This window comes from Streptomyces nojiriensis (genome assembly GCF_017639205.1).
Classification (GTDB): domain Bacteria; phylum Actinomycetota; class Actinomycetes; order Streptomycetales; family Streptomycetaceae; genus Streptomyces; species Streptomyces nojiriensis.
In genome coordinates, this window is sequence record NZ_CP071139.1 from 5,456,375 (window position 1) to 5,483,353 (window position 26,979).

At 71.1% G+C, this 26,979-nt stretch carries 28 protein-coding genes; 16 read left to right on the plus strand and 12 right to left on the minus strand.

Annotated elements, in window-relative coordinates:
• Window positions 1–42 precede the first annotated feature (42 nt).
• From tsaB to JYK04_RS25590, 4 genes are read left to right on the plus strand one after another with little or no spacing between them, the layout of a single operon-like run.
• Entirely contained in the window at window positions 43–705 is a 663-nt protein-coding gene (tsaB, locus tag JYK04_RS25575) for a tRNA (adenosine(37)-N6)-threonylcarbamoyltransferase complex dimerization subunit type 1 TsaB (RefSeq protein ID WP_189733320.1), read from the plus strand.
• A 29-nt stretch (window positions 706–734) separates the two neighbouring features.
• Window positions 735–1,214, plus strand: a complete 480-nt coding sequence (rimI, locus tag JYK04_RS25580) for a ribosomal protein S18-alanine N-acetyltransferase (protein WP_189733757.1) — start codon at window positions 735–737, stop codon at window positions 1,212–1,214.
• Entirely contained in the window at window positions 1,207–2,352 is a 1,146-nt protein-coding gene (gene tsaD / locus JYK04_RS25585) for a tRNA (adenosine(37)-N6)-threonylcarbamoyltransferase complex transferase subunit TsaD (RefSeq protein WP_189733318.1), read from the plus strand. The genes rimI and tsaD overlap by 8 nt, the downstream gene beginning before the upstream one ends.
• Window positions 2,349–2,621 (plus strand): hypothetical protein, encoded by a 273-nt coding sequence (locus tag JYK04_RS25590; protein WP_189733316.1) that lies wholly within the window; start codon window positions 2,349–2,351, stop codon window positions 2,619–2,621. Before tsaD ends, JYK04_RS25590 begins: the two co-directional genes overlap by 4 nt.
• Before the next feature lie 21 nt (window positions 2,622–2,642).
• Here JYK04_RS25590 and JYK04_RS25595 read toward each other — a convergent pair whose 3' ends face one another.
• The gene (locus JYK04_RS25595; protein ID WP_189733315.1) at window positions 2,643–3,851 is read right to left on the minus strand and encodes a class I SAM-dependent methyltransferase; all 1,209 of its coding nucleotides are present in this window, start codon (window positions 3,849–3,851) and stop codon (window positions 2,643–2,645) included.
• Window positions 3,852–4,046: 195 nt separating this feature from the next.
• On the opposite strand from JYK04_RS25595, the gene JYK04_RS25600 reads away from it, so the two are divergent.
• The 3 genes from JYK04_RS25600 to JYK04_RS25610 all read left to right on the plus strand — a co-directional run bounded on the left by JYK04_RS25600 (window position 4,047) and on the right by JYK04_RS25610 (window position 6,213).
• A complete protein-coding gene (locus JYK04_RS25600) occupies window positions 4,047–4,910 on the plus strand; it encodes a polysaccharide deacetylase family protein (RefSeq protein WP_229874981.1) in 864 nt (287 codons plus the stop codon).
• Entirely contained in the window at window positions 4,907–5,788 is an 882-nt protein-coding gene (locus tag JYK04_RS25605) for a polysaccharide deacetylase family protein (protein ID WP_229874980.1), read from the plus strand. Before JYK04_RS25600 ends, JYK04_RS25605 begins: the two co-directional genes overlap by 4 nt.
• 83 nt (window positions 5,789–5,871) lie before the next feature.
• Complete coding sequence (locus JYK04_RS25610) at window positions 5,872–6,213, plus strand: VOC family protein (RefSeq protein ID WP_189733310.1); 342 nt, start codon at window positions 5,872–5,874, stop codon at window positions 6,211–6,213.
• Window positions 6,214–6,280: 67 nt separating this feature from the next.
• Here the strand turns inward: JYK04_RS25610 and JYK04_RS25615 are convergent, their stop codons facing one another.
• Entirely contained in the window at window positions 6,281–6,565 is a 285-nt protein-coding gene (locus JYK04_RS25615) for a hypothetical protein (protein WP_189733308.1), read from the minus strand.
• Between the two features lie 224 nt (window positions 6,566–6,789).
• Between JYK04_RS25615 and JYK04_RS25620 the strand changes: the two genes are divergently transcribed.
• Window positions 6,790–7,257, plus strand: a complete 468-nt coding sequence (locus tag JYK04_RS25620) for an NUDIX hydrolase (protein WP_189733306.1) — start codon at window positions 6,790–6,792, stop codon at window positions 7,255–7,257.
• Window positions 7,258–7,281: 24 nt separating this feature from the next.
• On the opposite strand, the gene JYK04_RS25625 is transcribed toward JYK04_RS25620, so the two are convergent.
• Entirely contained in the window at window positions 7,282–8,040 is a 759-nt protein-coding gene (locus tag JYK04_RS25625; protein ID WP_189733753.1) for a GntR family transcriptional regulator, read from the minus strand.
• A 339-nt stretch (window positions 8,041–8,379) separates the two neighbouring features.
• Between JYK04_RS25625 and JYK04_RS25630 the strand changes: the two genes are divergently transcribed.
• A complete protein-coding gene (locus JYK04_RS25630) occupies window positions 8,380–8,589 on the plus strand; it encodes a hypothetical protein (RefSeq protein ID WP_189733305.1) in 210 nt (69 codons plus the stop codon).
• Between the two features lie 332 nt (window positions 8,590–8,921).
• Here the strand turns inward: JYK04_RS25630 and JYK04_RS25635 are convergent, their stop codons facing one another.
• The 4 genes from JYK04_RS25635 to JYK04_RS25650 all read right to left on the minus strand — a co-directional run bounded on the left by JYK04_RS25635 (window position 8,922) and on the right by JYK04_RS25650 (window position 14,263).
• Entirely contained in the window at window positions 8,922–10,316 is a 1,395-nt protein-coding gene (locus JYK04_RS25635; protein ID WP_189733303.1) for an FtsW/RodA/SpoVE family cell cycle protein, read from the minus strand.
• Window positions 10,317–10,619: 303 nt separating this feature from the next.
• The gene (locus JYK04_RS25640) at window positions 10,620–11,966 is read right to left on the minus strand and encodes a sensor histidine kinase (RefSeq protein ID WP_229874979.1); all 1,347 of its coding nucleotides are present in this window, start codon (window positions 11,964–11,966) and stop codon (window positions 10,620–10,622) included.
• Window positions 11,959–12,639, minus strand: coding sequence for a response regulator transcription factor (locus JYK04_RS25645; RefSeq protein ID WP_189733301.1), 681 nt, complete (start codon window positions 12,637–12,639; stop codon window positions 11,959–11,961). Before JYK04_RS25645 ends, JYK04_RS25640 begins: the two co-directional genes overlap by 8 nt.
• Window positions 12,640–13,222: 583 nt before the next feature.
• Entirely contained in the window at window positions 13,223–14,263 is a 1,041-nt protein-coding gene (locus JYK04_RS25650; RefSeq protein ID WP_189733299.1) for a hypothetical protein, read from the minus strand.
• A 258-nt stretch (window positions 14,264–14,521) separates the two neighbouring features.
• On the opposite strand from JYK04_RS25650, the gene groES reads away from it, so the two are divergent.
• Both groES and groL read left to right on the plus strand, forming a co-directional pair.
• Window positions 14,522–14,830 carry a co-chaperone GroES gene (gene groES, locus JYK04_RS25655; protein ID WP_030389102.1) on the plus strand — a complete coding sequence of 103 codons (309 nt, stop codon included), beginning with the start codon at window positions 14,522–14,524 and terminating at the stop codon, window positions 14,828–14,830.
• 112 nt (window positions 14,831–14,942) lie between these two features.
• On the plus strand, window positions 14,943–16,571 hold the full coding sequence (gene groL, locus JYK04_RS25660) for a chaperonin GroEL (protein WP_189733297.1): 1,629 nt from the start codon (window positions 14,943–14,945) through the stop codon (window positions 16,569–16,571).
• Window positions 16,572–16,650: 79 nt separating this feature from the next.
• On the opposite strand, the gene JYK04_RS25665 is transcribed toward groL, so the two are convergent.
• The 3 genes from JYK04_RS25665 to JYK04_RS25675 all read right to left on the minus strand — a co-directional run bounded on the left by JYK04_RS25665 (window position 16,651) and on the right by JYK04_RS25675 (window position 18,949).
• Window positions 16,651–17,346 (minus strand): ester cyclase, encoded by a 696-nt coding sequence (locus tag JYK04_RS25665; protein ID WP_308430979.1) that lies wholly within the window; start codon window positions 17,344–17,346, stop codon window positions 16,651–16,653.
• 111 nt (window positions 17,347–17,457) lie between these two features.
• Window positions 17,458–18,231: an SDR family NAD(P)-dependent oxidoreductase gene (locus tag JYK04_RS25670; RefSeq protein WP_189733292.1), complete on the minus strand. Its 774-nt coding sequence runs from the start codon at window positions 18,229–18,231 to the stop codon at window positions 17,458–17,460.
• A 31-nt stretch (window positions 18,232–18,262) separates the two neighbouring features.
• On the minus strand, window positions 18,263–18,949 hold the full coding sequence (locus JYK04_RS25675; RefSeq protein ID WP_189733290.1) for an MOSC domain-containing protein: 687 nt from the start codon (window positions 18,947–18,949) through the stop codon (window positions 18,263–18,265).
• 89 nt (window positions 18,950–19,038) lie between these two features.
• Here JYK04_RS25675 and JYK04_RS25680 point away from each other — a divergent pair, with 89 nt between their 5' ends.
• Window positions 19,039–19,938: a LysR family transcriptional regulator gene (locus tag JYK04_RS25680; protein WP_189733288.1), complete on the plus strand. Its 900-nt coding sequence runs from the start codon at window positions 19,039–19,041 to the stop codon at window positions 19,936–19,938.
• A gap of 163 nt (window positions 19,939–20,101) precedes the next feature.
• Here JYK04_RS25680 and JYK04_RS25685 read toward each other — a convergent pair whose 3' ends face one another.
• The gene (locus JYK04_RS25685; protein WP_189733286.1) at window positions 20,102–20,428 is read right to left on the minus strand and encodes a WhiB family transcriptional regulator; all 327 of its coding nucleotides are present in this window, start codon (window positions 20,426–20,428) and stop codon (window positions 20,102–20,104) included.
• A 380-nt stretch (window positions 20,429–20,808) separates the two neighbouring features.
• Between JYK04_RS25685 and JYK04_RS25690 the strand changes: the two genes are divergently transcribed.
• The 4 genes from JYK04_RS25690 to JYK04_RS25705 all read left to right on the plus strand — a co-directional run bounded on the left by JYK04_RS25690 (window position 20,809) and on the right by JYK04_RS25705 (window position 25,421).
• Window positions 20,809–21,420, plus strand: a complete 612-nt coding sequence (locus JYK04_RS25690) for a response regulator transcription factor (protein WP_003948568.1) — start codon at window positions 20,809–20,811, stop codon at window positions 21,418–21,420.
• Between the two features lie 360 nt (window positions 21,421–21,780).
• Entirely contained in the window at window positions 21,781–22,410 is a 630-nt protein-coding gene (locus tag JYK04_RS25695) for a sigma-70 family RNA polymerase sigma factor (protein WP_030389108.1), read from the plus strand.
• A gap of 243 nt (window positions 22,411–22,653) precedes the next feature.
• Complete coding sequence (gene guaB / locus JYK04_RS25700; RefSeq protein WP_189733284.1) at window positions 22,654–24,153, plus strand: IMP dehydrogenase; 1,500 nt, start codon at window positions 22,654–22,656, stop codon at window positions 24,151–24,153.
• 143 nt (window positions 24,154–24,296) lie between these two features.
• The gene (locus JYK04_RS25705) at window positions 24,297–25,421 is read left to right on the plus strand and encodes a GuaB3 family IMP dehydrogenase-related protein (RefSeq protein ID WP_189733282.1); all 1,125 of its coding nucleotides are present in this window, start codon (window positions 24,297–24,299) and stop codon (window positions 25,419–25,421) included.
• Between the two features lie 136 nt (window positions 25,422–25,557).
• Here the strand turns inward: JYK04_RS25705 and JYK04_RS25710 are convergent, their stop codons facing one another.
• Window positions 25,558–26,787, minus strand: coding sequence for a nucleotide sugar dehydrogenase (locus JYK04_RS25710; protein ID WP_030011446.1), 1,230 nt, complete (start codon window positions 26,785–26,787; stop codon window positions 25,558–25,560).
• Between the last annotated feature and the right edge of the window lie 192 nt (window positions 26,788–26,979).

Sequence of the window (26,979 nt, forward strand, 5' to 3'; positions counted from 1 at the left end):
CGGCCGCAAGGGGTGCGGTCGCCGGAGTCGTAGGCTGTTCGCGTGCTCTTGCTCGCCGTAGATACCGCCACGCCCGCCGTCACCGTCGCCCTGCACGACGGTGAGTCCGTCGTCGCCGAGTCGAACCAGGTCGACGCCCGCCGCCACGGGGAGCTCCTGCTGCCCTCCGTGGACAAGGTCCTCGCCGAGGCCGGGGTCACGCTCGAAGCCGTCACCGGCGTCGTCGTCGGTGTCGGCCCCGGCCCCTACACCGGGCTGCGCGTCGGCCTCGTCACCGCCTCCACCTTCGCCGCCGTGCTGGGCGTGCCCGTGCACGGCCTGTGCACGCTCGACGGCCTCGCGTACGCCGCCGGGGCCGCCGGCATCGAGGGCCCCTTCACCGTCGCCACCGACGCGCGGCGCAAGGAGGTCTACTGGGCCCGGTACGAGGACCCGCGCACGCGCGTCGGCGAGCCCGCCGTGGACCGCCCGGCGGACATCGCCGAGCAGGTCGCGGGCCTGCCCGCGGTCGGCCAGGGCGCGCTCCTGTACCCCGAGGTCTTCCAGGACGCCCGGGGCCCCGAGCACCAGTCGGCCGCGGCGCTGGCCTCGCTGGCCGCGGAACGACTGGCCGCCGGCCTGGAGTTCCTGCCTCCGACCCCGCTCTACCTGCGCCGGCCCGACGCCCAGGTACCCAAGAACTACAAGGTGGTCACCCCGCAGTGACCCCGGCGACCCCGCACACGCTGCGCGAGATGCGCTGGTGGGACATCGGGCCGGTGCTGGAACTGGAGCACGAGCTGTTCCCCGAGGACGCCTGGTCCGCCGGTATGTTCTGGTCCGAACTCGCCCACGCCCGCGGCCCCCAGGCCACGCGCCGCTACGTCGTCGCCGAGGACGCGGCGGGCCGGCTGGCGGGCTACGCCGGACTGGCCGCAGCCGGCGACCTGGCCGACGTACAGACCATCGCGGTCGCGCGCGACCAGTGGGGGACCGGGCTCGGCGCCCGGCTCCTGACCGAGCTGCTGCGCGCCGCCACCGCGTTCGAGTGCGCCGAGGTGCTGCTGGAGGTACGGGTGGACAACACCCGCGCCCAGAAGCTCTACGAGCGCTTCGGCTTCGAGCCCATCGGCTTCCGGCGCGGCTACTACCAGCCCGGCAACGTCGACGCGCTCGTCATGCGACTGACCGACCCCGCACAAGCACGAACTGAGAGCAGTGAGAGCAATGGCTGACGAACCGCTCGTCCTCGGCATCGAGACCTCCTGCGACGAGACCGGCGTCGGCGTCGTCCGCGGCACCACCCTGCTCGCGGACGCGATCGCGTCGAGCGTCGACGAGCACGCCCGCTTCGGCGGCGTCGTGCCCGAGGTGGCCTCGCGAGCCCACCTGGAGGCGATGGTCCCCACCATCGACCGCGCCCTGAAGGAGGCCGGGGTCAGCGCCCGCGACCTCGACGGCATCGCCGTCACCGCCGGCCCCGGCCTCGCCGGCGCGCTGCTCGTCGGCGTCTCGGCGGCGAAGGCCTACGCGTACGCGCTCGGCAAGCCGCTGTATGGGGTCAACCACCTGGCCTCCCACATCTGTGTGGACCAGCTGGAGCACGGGCCCCTGCCGGAGCCGACGATGGCGCTGCTGGTGTCCGGCGGGCACTCCTCGCTGCTGCTGGCCCCGGACATCACCTCCGACGTACGGCCGCTCGGCGCGACCATCGACGACGCGGCGGGCGAGGCCTTCGACAAGATCGCGCGCGTGCTCCAGCTGGGCTTCCCCGGCGGTCCGGTCATCGACCGGCTCGCACGCGAGGGCGACCCGAAGGCGATCAACTTCCCGCGCGGGCTGACGGGGCCGCGCGACGCCGCGTACGACTTCTCCTTCTCCGGGCTCAAGACGGCCGTCGCCCGCTGGATCGAGGCGAAGCGCAACGCGGGCGAGGACGTCCCAGTGCGCGATGTGGCGGCGTCCTTCCAGGAGGCCGTGGTGGACGTGCTGACGCGCAAGGCGATCCGGGCGTGCAAGGACGAGGGCGTCGACCACCTGATGATCGGCGGCGGCGTCGCGGCCAATTCCCGGCTTCGCTCGCTGGCACAGGAGCGGTGCGACGCCGCGGGCATCGTGCTGCGCGTGCCGCGGCCGAAGCTGTGCACGGACAACGGCGCGATGGTCGCGGCGCTGGGCGCGGAGATGGTCAAGCGGAACCGGCCGGCATCGGACTGGGACCTGTCGGCGGACTCCTCGCTGCCGGTGACGGACCCGCACGTGCCGGGTACCGCGCACACGCACACGCACGGGGACGCGCAGGGGCACTCGCACTCGCACTCGCACGATCACGACCACGTGCACGAACTGAGCAAGGACAACCTGTACTCGTGAGCACCGTCGCGCTGATGTGGGAGGCCCGGGCCGCCGAGGGCCGGGGCAACGAGCTGCTGGAGTGGGCCCGCGCCCAGGTCCTCGCCCGGGAGCCGGTGCGCCGCGAGGTGTTCCGGGCCCCGCAGGACCGGGTCCTCGTGATCACCTGGTGGGAGGCCGCCGAGGGCGTGGCGGCCGACCTCCCCGAGCTGCCCGAACCCGCGGCCGACCTGATCACGCGGGCGGTGCACCGCTGGCGGTTCGAGTCGGTGGAGGTCGACGGAGCCTGACCGGGTCCGCCGGCCGGGGCCTCACCGGCCGGGCGTCGCCGCAGGCGGTACGGCGGGGGGTGTAGCGGGGGCGCCGATGAGCATCGAGGGAGCTCCCGCCACCCGGGTCAGGAAGACGGTCGCGGAGTTCGGCCCCTGCGGCTTGACCTTCTTGCGCAGCTCCTCGGGCTCGATCGCCGAGCCGCGCTTCTTCACGGTCAGGATCCCGACCCCGCGCTCGCGCAGCAGCGCCTTCAGCTTCTTCAGGCCGAAGGGCAGCACGTCGGTGATCTCGTACGCCGTCGCGTACGGCGTCGCGCGCAGCTCGTCGGCGGTGATGTAGGCGATCGTCGGGTCGATCAGCCGCCCGTCCAGCCGGTCGGCGACCTCGGCGACGAGATGGGCGCGGATGACGGCGCCGTCGGGCTCGTAGAGCCAGCGGCCGACCGGGCCGGCCGCCGGATCGGGCAGCGGGTCGGCGGTGTGCAGCTCGCGCGGCCCGGGGAGCAGGGTGGCGCGCACGGTCCCCGGCGCGGTCCCGAACCAGAGCACGGCCTCCTTGACGTCCCCCTGGTCGGAGATCCACTCGGCCTCGGCCTCCGCGGGCACGGCCTCGTGCGGGATCCCGGGGGCGATCTTGATGGCGGCGTACTTCGCCGCACGGGCCGTCTCCACCGCCCACGACAGCGGCGGCGAGTACGACTCCGGGTCGAAGATCCGGCCGCGCCCCCCGCGCCGGGCCGGGTCGATGAAGACGGCGTCGTAGCCGGAGGTGTCGACCTCCGTCACGTCCGCCTCCCGGACCTCGATCAGGTCCGCCAGTCCCAGCGCCTCGGCGTTGGCCCGCGCGACGGCGACCGTGAGCGGGTCGTGGTCCACCGCGAGCACCCGGATGCCGAGCCGGGCCAGGGCCAGGGCGTCGCCGCCGATGCCGCAGCACAGGTCCGCCAGGCTCCGTACGCCGAGGGCGGCGAGCCGCTCGGCCCGGTACGAGGCCACGGACGCGCGGGTGGCCATCTCGCCGCCGCCGGGCGTGAAGTACATGCGGAAGGCGTCCTCGGCGCCGAACTTCGCCACCGCGCGCTGCCGCAGCCGGGCCTGCCCGAGCGCGGCGGAGACCAGGGCGGCGGGGTGCTCGCGGCGCAGCCGGGTGGCGACGGCCAGCTCCTGGGAGGGGTCGTAGTCGCGGAGCGAGTCGAGGAGGGCGCGGCCCTCGGGGGCGAGGAGGGCGGCGAAGTCTTCGGGGGTCACGGGTCCATTGTCGGCGACGGGCCGGCCCCGGCCGGTGTGGGCCAGTCGAAGGAAGGTGGGACCGCGTTCGCGGTGTCTTCCGGGGAGTCCGTGTGTCGGGTGCCAGGATGCGCTGCTATGCAGCTAGTACGACAAAAGGGAAATAAGTCGCAACAGGGTCACCGGTACGCGGCAGGTCCGCGCGGCCGGTTCGGGGTGGCCGTCGCAGCCCTGCTCGTCGCCGCCCTCGGGACGGCGTGCGGCTCCGGGGACGCAGGGCCGGACAAGGCCGCGAAGGAGAAGGCCGCCAAGGCCGCGGGCGCCGCGGGCGCGCTCGGCGCCGCCGAGAAGGCGAAGGCGGCCCAGCAGGCGCGCGTCGTCGCCGCGAAGAAGTGGGGACTGCGCAAGACCCCGCTCGCCGCCCCGCCGGCGCCCAAGGAGAAGCCCCACATCACCACGCGCGACGGCTTCGAGGTGGAGGACCAGGAGGAGTACCCCAACGTCTTCACCACCATCCCGACCGAGGACAAGGTCGTCTTCCTGACCATCGACGACGGCTCGGAGAAGGACCCCGAGTTCCTGAAGATGATGCAGGAGCTCAAGATCCCGTACACGGCCTTCCTCAGCGACTACGTCGTACGGGACAACTACCCGTACTTCAAGCAGATGCAGGCCGCGGGCGTCACCCTGAACAACCACACGCTCAACCACCGCTACATGCCCGGCCTCTCGTACGAGCAGCAGCGCGAGGAGATCTGCGGCCAGCAGGACACCATCCAGAAGCAGTTCGGCAAGCGGCCGACCCTCTTCCGGCCGCCGTACGGCAACTACAACCAGGACACGCTGCGCGCGGCCAAGTCCTGCGGCATCAAGGCGGTCCCGCTGTGGAACGCGGAGGCGTTCACCAACCGGATGGACTACCGGGAATGGGACCGCGATCTGCACCCCGGTGACATCATCCTCACTCACTTCCGGGGCAAGGAAGACTGGAAGGGCACGATGCCTGACATGATCCGTCATGTCATGAAGACCGTCACGGACAAGGGATACGCCGTGGCTCGCCTGGAGGACTATCTGTGAAGCACGCGCGCCGGTTGGTAGCCGGAACGCTGGCGGCCGGCGCGCTCGCGCTGTCCCTGACGGGGTGCGGGGACAGCGCGGCACCCACCGAACGGCTGGCCGCCAAGACGGCGCAGCCGACACCGGAGGCCGGCGGCGCCACACCGTCGACGGCGTCGCCGACTCCGGCCCCGGGGGGCGCCTCCGACGAGGCGTACAAGAAGTGGGGCCTGACGGCCCCCCTCCAGTACGCGCCCAAGCCGGCCCAGAAGCCGCAGATCCCGAAGCCGGGCCCGGGCAAGGTCCCGGTGATAGACCGAATACCCGTCCCGGCGGACGACAAGGTCGTCTTCCTGACCTTCGACGACGGCGCGGAGAAGGACCCCGAATTCCTGAAGATGGCCGCCGACCTCAAGCTGCCGATCAGCATGTTCCTCACGGACAGCGTGGCTTCGTCGGACTACGGGCACTTCGAGAAGATCCGCGACAACGGCTCGTCGAGCACGATAAACAACCACACGCTGACGCACCCGAATCTGCGGACCCTCTCCTTCGAGGCGCAGAAGAAGGAGATATGCGGCCAGCAGGAACGCCTGGAGAAGCGCTTCGGCAAGCGCCCGCCGCTCTTCCGCCCGCCCTTCGGCAACTACAACGACGACACCCTCCGGGCGGCCTCGGAGTGCGGAGTCTCGTCCCTGGTGCTGTGGCGGGTCTCGATGCAGATCAACAACTTCCAGTACGCCGAGGGCTCCGCCCTCAAGCCGGGCGACATCATCCTGGCCCACTTCCGCGGCCCGTCCGAACTCAAGGGCGCGACGGAGATCCAGATGACGACCCGCATGCTCCAGCGCATCCAGGAACAGGGCTACCGCATCGGCCGCCTGGAGGACTACCTGTAGGGGCGGCTTCGGGGCGGGGTTCCGGTGGGGAGGCGTCACAAACCCCTCGGAGACGGCGCCCCGAAGATGTGATGATGACGGCCATGGCTATCGATTCAGTGGTCGTACGGCAGCGTGTCGAAGATCTGGACGCGGCTGTGCCCTTCTACGAGAAGCTGACCGGAACCACGGCAGCGCGGTTCGCCTTCGCCGGCGTGACCCTGGCGAGCGTCGGCCCCTTCCTCCTGTTCGCCGGACCCGACGAGGCGGTGCAGCGGGTCGCAGGCGTGGCGGCGACGCTCTCGGTCTCCGACCTGAACGCCGCAGTGGAGGAAGCCGAAGCGGGGGGAGCCGTCATCGTGATGCCCATCCAGCCCACCCCGAACGGTCACCGAGCAGTGCTGCGGCACCCCCATGGCGGTGTCTACGAGTACGTCGGTCCGTGACCCGGCGCCCTTCACGGCCGGGCGGGAGCCGGTCTCCAGCACTCCGGCGGGCTCGCCAGGACACCCCCTAGGCGGAGGCGACGACTTTGCCGGCGGTGACCTGGGGCGGGTTGGGCAGGAACCGGGCCAGGTTGTCGCGGACGAAGAGCGCAGCCCTCTCGACCGACTGGTCGGCGCCCGCACGGTCGCGGAAGACGCTGGTGGACACCATCACCCCGCCCCCGGCGTCGACCCAGAAGTACGCCACGAATCCGGGGACCTGACGCATGATCGGCACGAACCCCTCGTCGACGATGCGTCCGGCCTCGGCCGGGTCGGTCACGCCTTCGTAGCGCCGGACAGCTGCGTACATGGTTGATCTCCCTCAACGGTGCTCGACTGCCGTCGTTGCGAAGAGGGCGTACCCGTACCGGCCCCGCCCGTCCCGCGCGGCGCCCGGTAATCACCGGAAGGGACCCCGCCCGGCCGCGCGAACGGGCGGCGTCCCCGGGTCGTAGGAGCGCCCGACGGGCGGTACGTGGGCAGGCTCCAGTCAGCGGTGGAGCCGCGGACGCGACGTCCGGGAGGGGAAGCACCATGCCGAGGCGTGACTACGAGGACGACCCCGAAGCCCCCATGGCGAACAGTCTGGTGCCGGCCGCTTCCGCGATCGTCGTCGATGGCGAGGGCCGTGTGTTGCTGCAGCGACGTACGGACAACGAGATGTGGGCCCTGCCCGGCGGAAAGATGGAGCTCGGGGAGAGCATCGGCGACTGCGCGGTCCGGGAGACTTTTGAAGAGACCGGCATCACGGTTGAGATCGCCGGGATCGTCGGTACGTACACGAACCCCGGGCACGTCTTCGCCTATGACGACGGGGAAGTCCGTCAGGAATTCTCGATCTGCCTTCTCGCCCACTCCGTCGGCGGAAGCCTGCGGACGTCCGACGAGTCGCTCGAAGTCGCGTGGTTCACCCCCGAAGCGACCGACGATCTCCCGATGGTGTCCGGCATCCGCAAACGCATCAGTGACTGGCGAGCAGGCAGCGGGCCTGTCGTGCGCTGACCTCAAGGAGGACAGCGGACTCTCTCAGGCGTCGAAGTCGTACTCCAGCACGTAGGAAGCGGAGTCCAGCGTCATCTCGTTGATCTCCACAGCTCGCCCGCCCTCGGCGAACGCGGTGCGCACGATCTGGATGACAGGCGTGCCCAAGGAGAGCGCGAGCCGCTCGGCCTCACCGGCCGAGGGCATCCGGGAGCGGATCTCCTCCCGGAAATGCACGGGCGCATGCCCCAGCTCGGCCAGCCGCGCGTACGTTCCGCCGGGACCGGTGTCGGCCTGTGTGATGGCAGAGTCGCCGACGATGTCCGCCGGCAGGTACGACACCGCGAACAGCACGGGCTTGCCGTCAAGCACGAAGCGGCGGCTGCGGGCCCACACCTGAGTCCCTGCCGGAACACCGAGCGCGGCGCAGACGGGGCCGTCCGCCTCTTCTTCACGCACGTCGACCTGGTCGACTACCAGCTCCCGATCCTCGGAATCGGCGGACCAGACGGACCGCCCCGAGCCCCACTGCTCCCGCGCCAGCCGCTGGATACCGCGCCGCCGCAGAGGCGTGAACGCCCGGACGAACACGCCGGCACCCTTTCGTGCCTCCGCAAGTCCTTCGTTCTGCAGTACGCCGAGGGCCTGACGTGCGGTCATCCGCGCGACCTCGTAGGTGGCCATGAGGTCGTTCTCACCCGGCAGACGGTCCCCCGGGCCGTACTCGCCCGCCTGAATAGCCGCCCTCAGCGCATCGGCGATCCGCTGGTATTTCGGCTGACGGGTGCTGCCCTGGCTGGTCATGAAAACGATCACTCCTTCTCCTCTCTAGACACCCTAGGGCCAGAGGTGTGTCGCCGCATGCACCGGCACCGAGCCCCTTTTCCGCGAGATCTCTAGAGATGTATTGACGGATCGAGGTGGTGTCGGCTGTAGTGGATACATCTCTAGAGAGGCAGCCTTCGGGGTGGCCTCGCGAGTGAGGAGTGATCTGTATGTCGCAGCGCCGAGATGTTTTCACCGTCGACACGGACGACGCCCTCCCTGCGAGGGTGGCTGTCATACGCGAGCCCAGTGAAGATCTGCTGGGTCGGGCGCTGATCGGCTGGGAGCGCTTCCTCGGCACCCTGCGAGGGGTGTCCGATGAGTGAGCGTTACGAATACGTGCCGCACCGACTCCTGCGTCGGCGCGTCCGCGACATCGCTTCGGGTGTCGAGGGTGAATTGATGGCCGTGATCAACGAGAACGTCTCGAATGCCGACATCGAGCACTGGATGGAGCTGGCTTACATCCGTGGCGCGTCCGGTCGGGAATTCACCACCTCGGTCGCCAACGTCGAGGCGGCGGACTGACGATTCGTCGGCTCTCCAGCGGGTGCCTGGTCCGTCTGGCGACTGCACTCAGCCAAGCCGATGTGTACTCGGGCTTGGGTGTGGAGGTACTCACGGGGGTGACAAGAGGACGGCCACGGTCGCGCAGGCCCGGCAGCAATCGGACCCGAGGCGAGTTATCAGTGGCCATTCAGCCCCGGATGGTCGCCGGACGCTGAGACGTGGGGAGCGCGTAGCAATGTGGTGCGCTCCCCCCGACGCGGGCCCCGGTCTGGATGGGCCCCGCCTCCCGCTCGTCCCCCAAATCCGACCAGGCAGCACATCTCTGATGCTGCCCGAGCGGCTCCCGCCTTTCACACCCGCACCACCGGGGTGATCGTCGTTTCCGCCGGGCCGTGGGTGTCCGCCTCGCGTTGGCGTTCCGCGCTGTCGCTGATGCGCAGGAGCAGCGCGATCATGATCCAGTTGGCCAGGAGGGATGAGCCGCCCTTGGCCAGGAAGGGCAGCGCCTTGCCCGTCAGGGGGATCAGGCCCGTCACGCCGCCCGCGACCACGAAGACCTGCAGGGCCAGCGCCGCCGCAAGGCCCACCGCGAGCAGCTTGCCGAACGGGTCGCGGGCCCCGAGGGCCATCCGCAGCCCCCGCTGTACGAGGAGCGCGTAGAGGATCAGTACGGCCATGACTCCGGCCAGGCCCAGCTCCTCGCCCACCGTGGTCAGGATGAAGTCGCTGCGCCCCGCGAACGCGATCAGCTCGGGGTGGCCCATGCCGAGGCCCGTGCCGGAGACGCCGCCCGTGCCGAAGCTGAAGAGCGCCTGCGCCGACTGGTCCGAGGTGACTCCGGCCGGCCGGTTCTCCCAGTAGTACGACAGCGGGTTGAGCCACGCGGCCACGCGGGCCTTGACGTGCGGCTCCGTCGAACCGACCACGAAGGCGCCCGCCGAGGCCATGACCAGGCCGCAGACGATCCAGCTGGTGCGTTCGGTGGCGACGTACAGCATCACCACGAACACCCCGAAGAAGATCAGCGAGGTGCCGAGGTCGCGTTCGAAGACCAGGACCAGCATCGAGACGATCCACACCGTGACGATCGGGCCGAGCTGGCGCATCGGGGGCAGTCGCATGCCGAGGAACCTGCGGCCCGTCAGGGCCAGCGAGTCCCGGTGGATGACCAGGTAGCCGGCGAAGAAGATCGCGATCATGATCTTCACGAACTCGCCGGGCTGCAGCGAGAAGCCGAAGAGTTTGATCCAGCGCTTCGCGCCGTAGGTGTCCGCACCGAAGAAGGCGGGCGCGATCAGCAGCACCAGCGCGACGGCCATGTTGATGTAGATGAACCGTTGCAGCAGCCGGTGGTCGCGCAGCAGCGCCAGCACCAGCAGGCAGGCGGCGATCCCGACGACCGTCCACATCAGCTGGCCGGGGGCGTTCGCGTCCGAGTTGTAGCGCTCGATGTAGCCCTGGTCGAGGCGGTGCAGCAGCACCAGACCGAGGCCGGTCAGCAGCATGGCGAGCGGGAAGATCAGCGGGTCGGCGTAGGCGGCGAACCGGCGTACGCCCAGATGCCCCACCAGCGACAGCAGGGTCATGCTGATGGTGAAGTCGACGAATTTGGGCGGCAGCTCGCCGTTCATGGCGAGGCCCGCGGCGGCGTGGCCGAAGACGGCGATGGCGATGACGAAGGCCAGGAGCAGCGCCTCGGTGCGGCGGCGGGCGACCGCCGACGTCAGGGGTTTCAGTCCACGCACGGGACGCCGCCACCGTCCTTGGGGGCGGACGGGGAGGGTGAGGACGAGGGCGGGGGTGAGGACGTGGCGCCCGGTGCGCCGGGGTCAGCGGAAGCTTCGGGTCCGATCTGCTCGGCAATGAGGCGCTTTATCTTCATATCTTCTACGACGTTGATGTCCTCCCCATGGTTCCTTCCGAAACCTTCGATGGGAAGTGTCGTGAATTGCACCTTCCCGCCGGACGGATTCCGATCCCTCGTCCGTGACCACGTCCTGCGTGGCGGTCGGTGAAGGTCCCGGCCGAGTTCAGCCTCCTCCGGAGCGCTACGGGATGCGCAGCACCAGCCGCGCGCCCCCGGCGGGCGCCGACAGCGCGTGGACGTCGCCCCCGTGCGCCCGCGCGATCTCCCGGGCGATGGCCAGGCCCAGCCCGGTGCCGCCGCTGGCCCGGCCGCGGTCCGCGTCCAGCCGTACGAAGCGCTCGAAGACCCGGTCCCGGTCCGCCTCCGGGATGCCCGGGCCGTCGTCCGTGACCTCCAGCACCGCCCAGCCGTCGTGCGCCGCCGCCCGTACGGTCACCTCGGCGCGGGCGTACCGCACGGCGTTGTCCACGAGGTTGGCCAGCGCCCGCTCCAGCCACGCCGGGTCCCCCGAGGCCGGTACGGGAGCCTGCGCGTCCAGCCGTAGCGCGACCCGCGAGCCGACCCGCGAGGCGCTCCGGCGCGCCGCGTCCTCCGCGGCCAGCAGGGCCAGGTCCACCGGCTCGCTCCGCGGCGCCGACGCCGGTCCGCCGTCGAGGCGGGCCAGCAGCAGCAGGTCCGCCGCGATGGCCTGGAGCCGCTCGGTGTCGGCCAGCGCGGCCGCGACCGACTCCCGGTCGGGGCGGTCCATGGCGAGGGCCACCTCCAACCGGGACCGGACGGCGGCCAGCGGGTTGCGCAGCTCGTGGGAGGCGTCCGCGGTGAACTGCCGCTGCCGGGCGTCGGAACGCTCCAGCCGGTCGAGGGTGTCGTTGACGGTCCGGGCCAGCCGTGCGATCTCGTCCGCCCCGCCCGGGTCCGGAACCCGCCGGTCCAGCTCGCTCGCCGTGACCGCCGCCAGTTCGGAGCGGATCGCGCTCACCGGGCGCAGCGCGCGGCCGGTCACCCACCAGGCCAGGGCCGCGGCGAAGCCGGTCAGCGGGGGCGCCCCCGCCAGCAGCCCGATCGCGACCGCCCGGGTCGCATCGTCCACATCGCCGAGCACGGTCATTGCGTACACCGTGTGCGCCCCCGGCGCCTCGACGACGACCACCGCACGCCGTTCCCCGCCGGGGCGCGCGGGCGGGAGCACGGACGACCGGGAGTCGTCGCCGGGGCCGGGCAGCGGAGCGCCGCCGAGGTCGGGGGTGTGCTTCGGGTCGCCGGTGCTGGCGACCGTCCGCCCGGCCGCGTCCCGTACGAGGACCAGGTCCACCCCGCTCTCGGGCGCGGGCAGCCGTCCGCCGGTCGGCAGGGTCCGGCTGTCGAGCTGGGCGGCGACCTTGCGGGCTGCGAGCTCCGCGCGGCCGGTGGTGTTGTCGAGGAGGTTGGCCCGTAGCAGGGCGTGCAGCCACAGCCCGCCGCCGGCGAGGACGGCGGCCATCGCGAGCGCGGCGGCCGCGGCGGTGCGCGCCCGGATGCCGCTAACCACCGTCGGGGGCCATCCGGTAGCCGGTCCCGTGGACGGTGCGGATCGAGCGGCGGCCGAAGGGCGCGTCGATCTTCTTGCGCAATGAGGAGACGTACACCTCCACGATGTTCGGGTCGATGCCGTGCGGGGTGTTCCAGACCTCGTCCAGGATGTCCTGCTTGGCGACTGCCCGGCCGGGCCGCTCCATCAGGCAGGCGAGGACGCCCAGTTCGCGGGCGGTCAGTTCGATGTCCCGGTCGCCGCGGCGGCAGCGGCGGCCCTGCGGGTCCAGGACGAGGTCGCCGGCCTGCAGGGTGCCGCGGTCGGGGGTGCCGGCGCGGCGGGCCAGCGCCCGGATCCGGGCGGCCAGGACCACGAAGGAGAACGGCTTGGTGAGGTAGTCGTCGGCGCCGGAGTCCAGGCCCTCGGCCTCGTCGTACTCGCCGTCGAGGGCGGTGAGCATCAGGACCGGGGTGGTGTCGCCGTGGGCGCGCATGCGGGTGCAGATCGCGTGGCCGCCGGGACCCGGGAGCATCAGGTCGAGGAGGACGACGTCGTACGGGCCGCCGGCGAGGGCGAGGTCGAGCCCGCGGTGGCCGTCGTGGGCGACGTCGACGCGGTGTCCGTCGGCGGAGAGGCCGCGCCGCAGGGATTCGGCGAGGCCTGCTTCGTCTTCGACCACGAGGATGCGCACGGCTCCAGCGTCACATATCCCCTTCGGGCGGCCCCGCCGGATCGACGCCGAGCCCCTGCCCGGGCCCCTGCGGGGTGCTCGGCGGTGTGTTCGGCTCGGGTCGTGTGCCGGGCTCTGCCCGGACCCGCGCCTCAAACGCCGGCGGGGCTGGGTGTGGCGGGCTTGTCGGTTCGGGTCGGTCCGTGGGGCCGGGGCGGGGTGTCTCCTCGGCTCGGCGCGTGCTGCGTGTCTCGGTTGTGCCCGGTGGTCGCGCCTCGTCCTGCGGGGACACCCCGCCCCGTCCCCACTCCCCTTCCGCCGTCGAAGCCCTGCCGTGGGGCGGGGACACGCAGGAGGGTCCCCGCAGGACGAGGCGCGACCACGGCCGCCTGGCCGGGACGAGCCCGAACGCGCCGAGCCGAGGAGACCCTCGTGCGGGGCACCGCCCCACACCACCCAGCCCCGCCGGCGATTGAGGCGCCGCCCCGGCGGGGGCAGCCCGCGCCATGAACTGCCGAGCCGCCCGCAGGGCACCCGGCCCCGGCGGGGGCAGCCCGCGCCGTGAACTGCCGAGCCGCCCGCAGGGCACCCCGCAGGGGAGGGGTCACACGGACGGGAGCGGGCCCCACGAGTTGGGGTCGCCGTCCGTCTGCGGCGGGCGGTTTCGGCGACGCCTGCGGCGGTCGAGGGCGTCGCGGGTGGCCGCGGTCAGGGCCCAGGCCGGGAACGCGAAGGCGGTCAGCCCCAGGCCTATGGGCGCGAGCGAGGTGGCGAAGTCCATCTGCACCGCGTGGTCGGCCGACCGCCCGCTGACGCGAGCGCGAACCCCGGCCACCGGTCGGTCGTCGAACGTGCCGTCGATCTTGATCCCGGGGAGGGTGAACGATCCGTCGGAGGTGGTGAAGTCCCCCGCGCAGGACATCGTCCGGTCCCCGTCGGAATCGACGTCGCTCCAGGTGCAGCGCTCCGCGCGGAACGTGCCGTCCACCCCCGTCAGTTGGGTGATCAGCCGCGGTACGGCCGTGTGACACGCGAAGACGCCGACGGCGATGCCGATGGCGATCGGTACGGCGTGGATCCATCGCACACCGGAGTTCGACCTGGTCATACCGGGGACAGTAGTGAGGTCGAACGGACGTGCGTATGATTTTTCGGGGACGGTCGCCGCGGCCGCGGCGGTATCGGCCCCCGGGGCCCTGCCCCGGCGGCGGCGTCGCACGCGGGCGAACAGGTCGAGAGTGGCGGCGACCAGGGCCCACAGCGGGTAGGCGAAGCCGAGCAGCCCGATGCCCAGCAGGGGCGCCAGCGACATGAGCCCCGGCTGCACCGCCTCCTTGGCCGACGGTCCGCTGACCCGTGAGGCCACCGGTCCGGCCGGATCGGTCTCGAACAGCTCCTCGGCCGTGATCCGGTGGATGGTGAACGATCCGTCGGCGGCGGTGAAGGAACCGGCGCACGCCCGCTGCGCCACCCCGTCGTAGTCCTTCTGCTCCCAGCACTGTTCCGCGCGGAAGGTGCCCTCCACCCCCGTCAGCTTGGTCATCAGTCGCGGTCCGGCCAACGAGAACGCGGAGATCCCGATCGCCAGACCGACGGCGATCGAAATGATGTCGCGCCAGCGCAGTTCGGCGTTTCTCCAGCTCATGCGGTGGAGAGTAGCGATCCTGAGCCTGCGTGTGACCCCGGGGGGCGGTCTTGCGGATCCGGTCCGCGCAACGCCCGGGGGTCGGGAATTGGCACTCCGCTTGACCGAGTGCTAATCGCCGGAATAGTCTCGCACCTGGCACTCACCCCCGGTGAGTGCCAACACAGCGACAGGCAGATCCGGCACCCGCGACGACGGATCGACCTGGTCGCCACCTCAGACAGTTAACCCCGGATCTCCGAAGGGGGAGGTCGGATCGTGACGACCACCAGCTCCAAGGTTGCCATCAAGCCGCTTGAGGACCGCATTGTGGTCCAGCCGCTGGACGCCGAGCAGACCACGGCCTCCGGCCTGGTCATCCCGGACACCGCGAAGGAGAAGCCCCAGGAGGGCGTCGTCCTCGCGGTGGGCCCGGGTCGCTTCGAGGACGGCCAGCGTCTCCCGCTGGACGTCACCGTCGGCGACATCGTGCTCTACAGCAAGTACGGCGGCACCGAAGTGAAGTACAGCGGCGAGGAGTACCTCGTCCTCTCGGCTCGCGACGTGCTCGCGATCGTCGAGAAGTAATTCTCTTCATCAGTACTGCTTTGAGCTGCGCCCCTGGTCACCCCGCTGATTGCCGGGCGGCGAGGGGCGCAGCTCGTTAAACCCGAGTTTTCGAGAGGGCTGAACCGCTCCCATGGCGAAGATCCTGAAGTTCGACGAGGACGCCCGTCGCGCCCTCGAGCGCGGCGTCAACAAGCTTGCCGACACGGTCAAGGTGACGATCGGCCCCAAGGGCCGCAACGTCGTCATCGACAAGAAGTTCGGCGCCCCCACCATCACCAACGACGGTGTCACCATCGCCCGCGAGGTCGAGCTGGACGACCCGTACGAGAACCTGGGCGCGCAGCTCGTGAAGGAGGTGGCGACCAAGACCAACGACATCGCGGGTGACGGCACCACCACCGCCACCGTGCTGGCCCAGGCGCTGGTCCGCGAGGGTCTGCGCAACGTCGCCGCGGGTGCTTCCCCGGCCGCCCTCAAGAAGGGCATCGACGCCGCGGTCAAGGCCGTGTCCGAGGAGCTCCTCGCGACCGCCCGCCCGATCGAGGACAAGTCCGACATCGCTGCCGTGGCCGCGCTCTCCGCGCAGGACCAGCAGGTCGGCGAGCTCATCGCCGAGGCGATGGACAAGGTCGGCAAGGACGGTGTCATCACCGTCGAGGAGTCCAACACCTTCGGCCTGGAGCTGGAGTTCACCGAGGGCATGGCCTTCGACAAGGGCTACCTCTCGCCGTACATGGTTTCCGACCAGGAGCGTATGGAGGCCGTCCTCGACGACCCGTACATCCTGATCAACCAGGGCAAGATCTCCTCGATCCAGGACCTGCTGCCGCTGCTGGAGAAGGTCATCCAGGCCGGCGCCTCCAAGCCGCTGCTGATCATCGCCGAGGACGTCGAGGGCGAGGCGCTCTCCACCCTCGTCGTCAACAAGATCCGTGGCACCTTCAACGCGGTGGCCGTCAAGGCCCCCGGCTTCGGTGACCGCCGCAAGGCGATGCTCCAGGACATGGCCACCCTCACCGGTGCCACCGTCATCGCCGAGGAGGTCGGCCTCAAGCTCGACCAGGCCGGTCTGGACGTACTGGGCTCCGCCCGCCGCGTGACCATCTCCAAGGACGACACCACCATCGTCGACGGTGGCGGCAGCCACGACGAGGTCCTCGGCCGCGTCAACCAGATCAAGGCCGAGATCGAGTCCACCGACTCGGACTGGGACCGCGAGAAGCTGCAGGAGCGCCTGGCGAAGCTCGCCGGCGGCGTCTGCGTCATCAAGGTCGGCGCTGCCACCGAGGTGGAGCTCAAGGAGAAGAAGCACCGTCTCGAGGACGCCATCTCGGCGACCCGCGCCGCGGTCGAGGAGGGCATCGTCTCCGGCGGTGGCTCCGCGCTCGTCCACGCCGTGAAGGTCCTCGAGGGCAACCTCGGCCTGTCGGGCGACGAGGCCACGGGTGTCGCGGTCGTGCGCCGCGCCGCCGTCGAGCCGCTGCGCTGGATCGCGGAGAACGCCGGTCTCGAGGGTTACGTCATCACCTCGAAGGTCGCCGAGCTCGACAAGGGCCAGGGCTTCAACGCCGCCACCGGCGAGTACGGCGACCTGGTCAAGGCCGGCGTCATCGACCCGGTGAAGGTCACCCGTTCCGCGCTGGAGAACGCCGCCTCCATCGCCTCCCTGCTGCTCACGACCGAGACCCTGGTCGTCGAGAAGCCGGCGGACGACGAGGGCGACGCCGGTCACGGCCACGGTCACGGCCACAGCCACTGATCGCGCGCACCACGCCTGGAAGGCCCCGTTCCGCAGCTGCGGAACGGGGCCTTCCCGTTGCCTTCCCCGTGATGGGGCCTCAGGTTCCGTACGGGGAACCCGTTCCGCCCATCTGCTGCTGCAGGGCTCCGGGGTTGTAGTGCCACCAACCCTCGATGATCTCTCCCTCCAGGCACCGGAACGTGGTGCTCCCGGACAGGTAGTACGTCTTCCCGGTCGGTGCGACTCCCATGAACGAGCCCTTGTGGACGCCGGTCCAGTTCCACACCGTCGTGACCATGTCGCCTTCGGCCAGCTGGGCCGTCGGCTCGAAGGTCATGTCGAAGGCCGCGCGCCACGTCTCCATGTCCGACTTCATGGCATCGCGTCCGACGACGGTGGACTCCGCCCTGCTGGCGTCGTGGTTGATGTAGTTCGTCGCGAAGCACTCGTCGAGGACGCTCATGTTCCCCACCATGGCCGCTTCTTCGAACACCCGGTTGGCGAGCTGCTTGTTGAGGTGCTCATCGCGGACCACGTCGAGGTTCATGAACTTCGGCATGCCTTCGCAGAGAGCCACCATCTCCTGGAACATCCGGTCCGTTTCGGGGAGGTGGGAGTTCTTCATGGCCTCCTCGTACGAGGCGAACTCCACCATGTCCACGTAGTGGTTCCGGGCCTCGCGGTCCTGGCCGATCATCGTGTGCGTGGCGGTGCGCCTGCCGCTGCTCTGCTCCGCCCAGCGGTCGATGAGCGCGTTCATCTCGTCGAACCGCCTGGTCTCATAATCGATCACTTGTACGAATGTCATCGCGTCGCCTCCCGCGCTGGATGGGACAGGTCCAGTTTAGGGAGATTTCGCCTGGTTGGCTGCTTGTGGCGGGGCCCCTCGGGGCGCTCTCCAGGGCTACTGGGGGCCGTACTTGCGGCCCGTGCGCGAGGACATCCCGCCCAGCAGTCCGCGCGGCGTCAGCTTCACCACGCCCATCAGCGCCTTGTACCGCGGGTCCGGGATCGACACCGTCTTCCCGCGGGCCAGGTCGGCCAGGGCCGCGGCCACCAGCTTGTCGGCGTCCAGCCACATCCAGCCGGGGATGTTGTCCGTGCCCATGCCGGCCCGCTGGTGGAACTCCGTCCGGACGAAGCCGGGGCACAGCGCCATCAGCCGCACCCCGGACCCGCCCAGGTCCCGCGCCGCGCCCTGGGTGAACTGCACGACCCAGGCCTTGCTCGCCCCGTACGTGCCGCGCGGTACGAAGGCGGCCACCGACGCCACGTTGATCACGCCGCCGCGGCCGCGTGAGCGCATCGACTCCGTGGCCGCCGAGGTCAGCCGCAGGACCGCCTCGATGTGCACCTTCAGCATGGTCAGCTCGTCGGCCATGGAGACTTCGAGGTAGCGGCCCTTGTTGCCGAAGCCCGCGTTGTTGACCAGCAGGTCCACCGGGTGGGTGCGGTCGCCCAGGCGCTGCTCGACCGCCGCGATGCCCTCGTCCGTGGAGAGGTCGGCGGCCAGCACCTCGGCCTCGATTCCGTGCCGGTCGTGCAGCTCGGTGGCCTGCTCGCCGAGCCGCTTCGTGTCGCGTGCCACCAGCACCAGATTGTGCCCCTGGGCGGCCAGCCGCCGGGCGAAGGCGGCGCCGATGCCCGCCGTGGATCCCGTAATCAACGCAGTCGTCATAGGCGCAACCTAGCTTCCCGGAATGACGGCTCTACCGCGCCCCGGCCCCTGCCCCGTGCTTCTCCACGTACAGGCGTACCCGCTCGCGGGCCTCCGGCTCCATCGCGTCGCCCGCGGCCAGGGTGAGCGGCAGCAGCGCCCGCTCGGTGGTGAAGGCGCGGAACCACATCCGCACCGTGACGTCGTGGTCCGGCCGGTGGATGATCCGGATCGGGTCGCCGGGGGAGACCGAACCCTCCTCGATCACCCGCAGATACGCGCCCGGCCGGGCCTCCTCGGTGAACCGCTTGACCCAGCCGGCCTCTCCCATGGCTCCCTGGAAGGTCCGGCACGGGATGCGGGCCGAGGCCACTTCGAGGACGAGGTCCGCGCCGACCCGCCAGCGGTCGCCGATCCGCGCCGCGTTCAGGTCGATGCCGGAGGTGGTGAGGTTCTCGCCGAAGAGCCCGCCGGGCAGCTCGCGGCCCAGCAGGTGCTCCCACAGGTCCAGGTCCTCGCGGGCGTACGCGTAGACGGCCTGGTGGTCGCCGCCGTGGTGGCGCCGGTCGAAGACCGCGTCACCCTCCAGGCCGCTGCCGAGGCCGGTGGCCTTCGGGCCCGGGGCGACGACGCGGACCGGTCCGGGGACGGGGCGCTTGCCGATGCCCGTCACCCCGCCCTCCGCGTCCGTGTAGTCGGCGGCCGTGGCGCGGCCGAGGTTCACAGAGATCAAGTGCATGGAGCCCATGGGACCACGCTAACCCCAGCCGCCCCAAAGCGACTCTGGAGTATTCGCGTGGAAATCAAAGTAGGGCTTATGCTCGAAGGGTGATCGAAGCACGCCATCTCCGGGTCCTGCGCGCCGTCGCCGGGACCGGGTCCTTCTCCGCCGCGGCCCGCGAGCTCGGCTGCACCCAGCCCGCCGTCTCCCAGCAGATGAAGGCGCTGGAGCAGTCGGCCGGCACCCCGCTGCTCATCCGCACCGGCCGCGAGATGCGGCTGACCCAGGCGGGCGAGGCCCTGGTCCGCCACGCCGCGGGGATCCTGGCCGGGCTGACCGCCGCCGAGGAGGAGGTCGCGGCCATCGCCGGGCTGCGCGCGGGCCGGGTCCGGCTCGTGTCCTTCCCCAGCGGCAGCTCCACGCTGGTGCCGACCGCGCTCGCGGCAATGCGCGCCGAGCACCCGGGGACCCGTATCTCGCTGGTCGAGGCGGAGCCGCCGCGTTCGGTGGAGATGCTGCGCGAGGGCGACTGTGACCTGGCGCTGGCCTTCCGCTACGGCGGGGCGGACCATTCCGCGGCGGAGTGGGACGACCTCGTGGTGCGGCCGCTGCTGACCGACCGGCTCGTCGGGCTGGTCCCGGAGGGGCACCGGCTGGCCGGTGCGGAGCGCGTGGGCATGGCGGAGCTCGCGGACGAACCCTGGATCGCGGGCTGTCCGCGCTGCCGCCGCCACCTGGTGGACGTGTGCGAGGGCGCGGGCTTCACCCCGCGCATCGACTTCGCCACCGACGACTACCCCGCGGTGGTCGGCCTGGTCGGCGCGGGGCTGGGCGTCGCGGTGCTGCCGGAGCTCGCGGTGGAGTCCGTACGGGCCAAGGGCGTGAGCACGGTGGCGGTGGAGCCGGCCGTCGAGCGGGAGGTCGTGGCACTGACCCTGCCCGACCTGGCCCGGGTGCCGGCCGTGGCCGCGACCCTGGCCGAGCTGGAGCGGGCGGCCGCGCGCTGATCCCCGGCCGGGCGCCGACCCGCGTCCGCCCCCGGCGGCGGCCGGGGGCGCACACGTCGCAGGGCCTGGTACGGCCGAACGGGTGAAACGGGGGCCGGGCGGCGACACGCCCGGGGTGTGCTGGTGATTCGAGGAAACGTTCCTTCGGACGTTTCTGCGACTCTCAGTTCGGCGCGATCGGTCCGATCGCAGTCGACGCGGGGATCAGGCGGTGTCGGGCGCGGCCCATCAGTTCCTCGCGCTCGTCCTCGGTGAGGCCGCCCCACACCCCGTAGGGCTCTCGGACGGCGAGTGCGTGCGCGGCGCATTCCGAACGCACCGGGCATCTCATGCAGACCTCTTTAGCCGAGGCCTCGCGCGCGCTCCTGGCCGCGCCCCGCTCGCCTTCCGGGTGGAAGAAGAGAGAGCTGTCGACCCCGCGGCAGGCGGCTAGCAGCTGCCAGTCCCAGAGGTCGGCGTTCGGTCCGGGGAGGCGGGAGAAATCTGCCATTGGTAGTCCCTCTTGGTGCCGGTACTGAGGCGGATACGGTCCATGTCTCCACACCTACTGTCGGAGTAGATGTAAATATGACTCATTGGGAATCTAGCCTCAGACACGTGCCAAACGGAAGGAAAGCCGCCAAATAGGGCATAGCTCCAGATGGAGGACAAGCGGCTCGTGGCTCCTGCGCCGTGATCGCTTCCTCACGTAGAGTGCTGAAGGTGTCCGTCCGACCCGTAACTCTTTCGAGTGACCATCGTTGAGAGTGCGAAGGCGGTTGAACCAATAAGTTCTCGGACAGGTGTCCGGGGGCATCGACCGCACAGGTGACGATACGTACCAGCCTGGAGGCTCAAGGTGACGCGCATCAGCAGCTGCGGAGGGCGGTCATGACATCCGTCCTCGTCTGCGACGACTCCCCGCTTGCCCGAGAGGCGCTCCGTCGCGCGGTTGCCACCGTGCCCGGCGTCGAGCGTGTGACGACGGCTGCCAACGGCGAGGAAGTCCTCCGCCGCTGGGGCGCCGACCGCTCCGACCTGATTCTGATGGATGTACGGATGCCCGGGCTGGGCGGTGTGGAGACGGTCCGCCGGCTGCTCTCGGCCGACCCCGGCGCCCGCATCATCATGCTGACGGTCGCCGAGGACCTGGACGGCGTGGCCCTCGCGGTCGCCGCCGGCGCCCGTGGGTACCTGCACAAGGACGCCTCGCGCGCCGAACTGCGGGCCACGGTCACCCAGGCCCTCGCCGACCCGACCTGGCGACTGGCGCCGCGCCGGCTCCGCTCGGCCGAGATGGGCGCCGCGCCCACGCTCACCGCGCGTGAGATCCAGGTGCTGGAGGGCATGAGCCACGGCCGGTCCAACGCGGAGATCGGGCGCGAGCTCTTCCTCTCCGAGGACACGGTCAAGACGCACGCCCGCCGACTGTTCAAGAAGCTCGGCGCCTCGGACCGGGCGCACGCCGTGGCACTCGGTTTCCGCTGGGGTCTGGTCCGCTGACCTCCCGGTCGCGGCCGGGCCCGGCCCGGTCCGCCGCAGGCCGCGGATCGTCGAGAGAGGTCCCGTCCGCCACCCGCGGACGGGGCGGCGCGCCGCCCTCGACGGCTCCTGTTGTCGAGGGCATCCCTGTCCCCGCCGTACCCGGTGCGCACCCGGGGGTTGGCGGGGCACAATCCGGGGGACGTCTCGCTTCGTGCGCGATGCCGCATCCTTGAGGGTGTGGAGTCTCTCGGGGACTATTCGGCCGAGCGGGAGGGGAGGGCGCAGATGATGAGTTCCGGCGCACCTGCTCATAACGCTTCGATGCACAACAAGGGCCATGGCGGCGCGGATGCTCCGGCGCCAAGGCACCATGGATTGATGCGCGACGACGAGGCCCTGGGGTCACCCGCGGCCACAGGCCCGACCGGCGCCGCCAAAGGCGGCAGTGCCGGGGGCGTCAGCGCGCTCGTACGCAGGGCGGTGGAGGGTGACGAGCAGGCCACGCACGACCTGCTGGCCTTCGTGCACCCCCTCGCGATCCGCTACTGCCGCACCCGGCTCTCGCGATTGCCGGGTGACGCTCGTCACTTCGTCGAGGACCTGGCGCAGGAGGTCTGCGTCGCAGTCCTGATGGCGCTGCCGCGCTACCGGGACACCGGGCGGCCCTTCGAGGCCTTCGTCTTCGCCATCGCCGCGCACAAGGTCGCCGACCTGCAGCGGGCCGCCATGCGGCACCCGGGCAGCACGGCCGTGCCCTCCGACGAGATGCCGGAGCGGCCCGACGACTCGCTGGGCCCGGAGGAGCGCGCGCTGCTCAGCAGCGACGCCGCCTGGGCCAAGAAGCTGCTGGCCAACCTTCCGGAGAACCAGCGCGAGCTCCTCGTGCTGCGGGTGGCCGTCGGGCTGACCGCGGAGGAGACCGGGCAGATGCTCGGAATGTCCCCGGGGGCCGTGCGGGTGGCCCAGCACCGCGCGCTCAGCCGGCTGCGGGCACTCGCCGAGCAGTAGGCGGCCGCGTGCATGCCCTCGGGGCCCTGGCGGCCCCGGGAGCCCGGCGAGGGCCGTGCCGGTCCGTGCGCCACCGCGGCGGTCCGCGCCGGCGGCTCGGCGTAGCTCTGCGTGGGGCTCGGTCGCGGGCCGCAATCGTAGGAAACGACGAATCTTCTGCTTGACCTTGGTCGTGGAATGAGACGCGTCGGGATCCCGTTAGCATGGACATCCGCGCTGAGCAAGACCATTTGGGAAGGTGTCATGACCGCCGACGGAGTGCCCGACAAATTCGCCACGCTCGGACTGACCTACGACGACGTGCTGCTGCTGCCGGGCGCGTCGGACATGTCGCCTGACGCGATCGACACCTCTTCCCTCATCTCGCGCAACGTGCGCGTGAACGTTCCGCTGCTGTCCGCCGCCATGGACAAGGTCACCGAGGCCCGCATGGCCATCGCCATGGCCCGTCAGGGTGGCGTCGGCGTACTGCACCGCAACCTCTCCATCACCGACCAGGCCAACCAGGTCGACCTGGTCAAGCGCTCCGAGTCGGGCATGGTCACCGACCCGATCACGGTGCACCCGGACGCGACGCTGCGCGAGGCCGACGAGCTCTGCGCGAAGTTCCGCATCTCCGGCGTCCCGGTCACCGACCCCGCCGGCAAGCTCCTCGGCATCGTCACCAACCGCGACATGGCCTTCGAGTCGGACCGCAGCCGCCAGGTGCGCGAGGTCATGACCCCGATGCCGCTGGTCACGGGCAAGGTCGGCATCTCGGGCGTGGACGCCATGGAGCTGCTGCGCCGCCACAAGATCGAGAAGCTTCCGCTGGTCGACGACGCGGGCATCCTCAAGGGCCTCATCACGGTCAAGGACTTCGTCAAGGCCGAGAAGTACCCGAACGCCGCCAAGGACAAGGGCGGCCGGCTCCTCGTCGGCGCGGCCGTCGGCGTCGCCGGCGACGCGTACGAGCGCGCCCAGGCCCTGATCGAGGCGGGCGCCGACTTCATCGTCGTCGACACCGCCCACGGTCACTCCCGCCTGGTCGGCGACATGGTCGCCAAGATCAAGTCGAACTCCACCGTCGACGTCATCGGCGGCAACGTCGCCACGCGTGATGGCGCCCAGGCGCTGATCGACGCCGGCTGCGACGGCATCAAGGTCGGCGTCGGCCCCGGCTCCATCTGCACCACCCGCGTCGTCGCCGGCATCGGCGTTCCGCAGGTCACCGCGATCTACGAGGCCTCGCTCGCCGCCAAGGCGGCCGGCGTCCCGGTCATCGGCGACGGCGGCCTGCAGTACTCCGGCGACATCGCCAAGGCCCTGGTCGCGGGCGCCGACACGGTGATGCTCGGCTCGCTGCTCGCGGGCTGCGAGGAGTCCCCGGGTGAGCTGCTCTTCATCAACGGCAAGCAGTTCAAGTCGTACCGCGGCATGGGTTCGCTCGGCGCGATGCAGTCCCGCGGCGAGCAGAAGTCCTTCTCCAAGGACCGCTACTTCCAGGAGGGTGTGGGCGGCGACGACAAGCTCATCCCCGAGGGCATCGAGGGCCAGGTTCCCTACCGCGGCCCGCTCTCCGCGGTCGTGCACCAGCTCGTCGGCGGCCTGCGCCAGTCGATGTTCTACGTCGGCGGCCGTACGGTCCCCGAGCTGCAGGACCGCGGCCGGTTCGTCCGGATCACCTCGGCGGGCCTCAAGGAGAGCCACCCGCACGACATCCAGATGACGGTGGAGGCACCGAACTACTCCCGCAAGGGATAGCAGACCGACCGAGAGGGGCGGGCCCGGGTGACCGGGCCCGCCCCTTCGGCGTGGGCCGGTCGTCCGTACAGCGGTCACCGGAACGCGGGCCCCCGGCGTTCGGGGATACTGGACGGGCAGACCCAGAGGAAAGGCCACCACACGTGACTGAGATCGAGATCGGGCGCGGCAAGCGCGGCCGCAGGGCGTACGCGTTCGACGACATCGCCATCGTCCCGAGCCGGCGTACCCGGGATCCGAAGGAGGTCTCGATCGCCTGGCAGATCGACGCGTACCGCTTCGAGCTCCCCTTCCTGGCCGCCCCCATGGACTCGGTCGTCTCCCCGCAGACCGCCATCCGCATCGGCGAGCTCGGCGGCCTCGGCGTGCTGAACCTCGAAGGCCTGTGGACCCGGTACGAGGACCCGCAGCCGCTGCTCGACGAGATCACGGAGCTGGACGAGGACGCGGCCACCCGCCGCCTCCAGGAGATCTACTCCGCGCCGATCCAGGCGGACCTGATCCGGCAGCGCATCAAGGAGGTCCGCGACTCCGGCGTCGTCACCGCCGCCGCGCTCTCCCCGCAGCGCACCGCCGAGTTCTCCAAGGCCGTCGTCGACGCGGGCGTGGACATCTTCGTGATCCGCGGCACCACCGTCTCCGCCGAGCACGTGTCGGGCGCCGCCGAGCCGCTGAACCTCAAGCAGTTCATCTACGAGCTCGACGTCCCGGTCATCGTCGGCGGCTGCGCCACCTACACGGCGGCCCTGCACCTGATGCGCACCGGCGCGGCCGGTGTCCTCGTCGGCTTCGGCGGCGGCGCCGCGCACACCACGCGCAACGTGCTCGGCATCCAGGTCCCGATGGCGACCGCCGTCGCGGACGTGGCCGCGGCCCGCCGCGACTACATGGACGAGTCCGGCGGCCGCTACGTGCACGTCATCGCCGACGGCGGCGTGGGCTGGTCCGGCGACATCCCGAAGGCCGTCGCCTGCGGTGCGGACGCCGTGATGATGGGCTCCCCGCTGGCCCGTGCCACCGACGCGCCCGGCAAGGGCAACCACTGGGGCATGGAGGCCGTCCACGAGGACGTGCCGCGCGGCAAGAAGGTCGACCTCGGCACCGTGGGCACCACCGAGGAGATCCTCACCGGTCCCTCGCACACCCCGGACGGCTCGATGAACATCTTCGGCGCGCTGCGCCGCTCGATGGCCACCACCGGCTACAGCGAGCTCAAGGAGTTCCAGCGGGTCGAGGTCACGATCGCGGACTCGCAGCACAGCCGCTGATCGCTTCGCCGTACGCCGGAGGGCCGGCACCCCGCTCGGGGTGCCGGCCCTCCGGCGTTTCCGGGGCGTGGGCGGGTCCGGGGCGCCGGCACGGGCCCGCCCGGCCCGGGTCGGTGCGGTCGGCCCAGCCGTCGCCTCAGAGGCGGTGGGCCGCGCCCACGGGGCTGGCGCCGCGGGTGTCCAGGAGCAGCTGGGCCTTCACGGCGAGGCCCTGCAGGTCGTAGGTGCGGTGGTGCTGGAGCAGGATGGTCAGGTCCGCGTTCGCGGCGGCCTCGTAGAGCGACTCGGCGCGGGGGACCGGCTGGTCCCTGACCCGCCAGCCCGTGATGTACGGGTCGTGGTAGCTGATCAGCGCGCCCAGATCGAGGAGGCGGCTGGCGATCTCGCGGGCCGGGGAGCCCTCCTGGTCTGCCAGGTCGGGCTTGTAGGTGACGCCGAGGAGCAGGACGCGGGCCCCGCGGGCGGATTTGCCGTGCTCGTTCAGCAGGGTGGCCGAGCGCTGGATGACGTACTGCGGCATCCGGTTGTTGATCTCCTGTGCCAGGCCGACCATGCGCAGGGGGTGGCCGGGGGTGCGCGTGGTGTGGGGGAGGTAGTTCGGGTCGAGGGGGACGCCGTGGCCGCCGACGCCCGGGCCGGGGCGGAAGGCCTGGAACCCGTACGGCTTGGTCTCGGCACAGCGGATGACGTCCCACAGGTCGACGCCGAGGTCGTGGCAGAGCACCGCCATCTCGTTCATGAGGGCGATGTTGACGTGGCGGTAGTTCGTTTCGAGGAGCTGTACGGTCTCGGCCTCGCGCAGGCCGCGGGCGCGGACCACCTTCTCGGTGAGGCGGGCGTAGAAGGCGTGCGCGGACTCCGTGCAGGCGGGGGTGAGGCCGCCGATCACCTTGGGGGTGTTGGAGATGCCGTGGGTGCGGTTGCCCGGGTCGTGGCGGCTGGGGGAGTAGGCCAGGTGGAAGTCGCGGCCCGCCCGCAGCCCGGATCCGGCTTCGAGGATCGGGCGGAGGTAGTCCTCGGTGACACCCGGGTGGGCGGCGGATTCGAGGATCACGGTGGTGTGGGGGCGCAGCCGGGCGGCGAGCGCGCGGCCGGCCTCGCCGACGGCGGAGAGGTCCAGCGCGCGGTCGGCGCCGAGCTGGGTGGGGGCGCAGATGACGGCCGTGCGGACCCGGCCGAGCTCGGCGGGGTTGGTGGTGACCCGGAAGCCGGCCGCCGACATGCGGCGGATCTCGGCGGCGGTGAGGGTGGAGTCCGTGACCGGACCGCTGTCGTAGCCGACCGTCTCGATTCCGGCGGCGACGGCCGCCTGGGCGAGCGGGAGGCCGAGATGGCCGAGTCCGATGACGGCGAGATCTGCGGGCATGGGGGTGCCGTCCCTTCCCTGACATGAGGGGGCTGCCGCGCAAGTTCTCCGGGGGACAGGGGAGCTGGCGCAATGTCAGACTAGGCTTATATATGACAGATATGTCGCATTCTGGAGTGAACGCCACCGTTGTGTTGTCCACAGGCGGTGGCTGATGTGGGTGCGGGCGGTCAGAATCGTGGAACGGGGCAT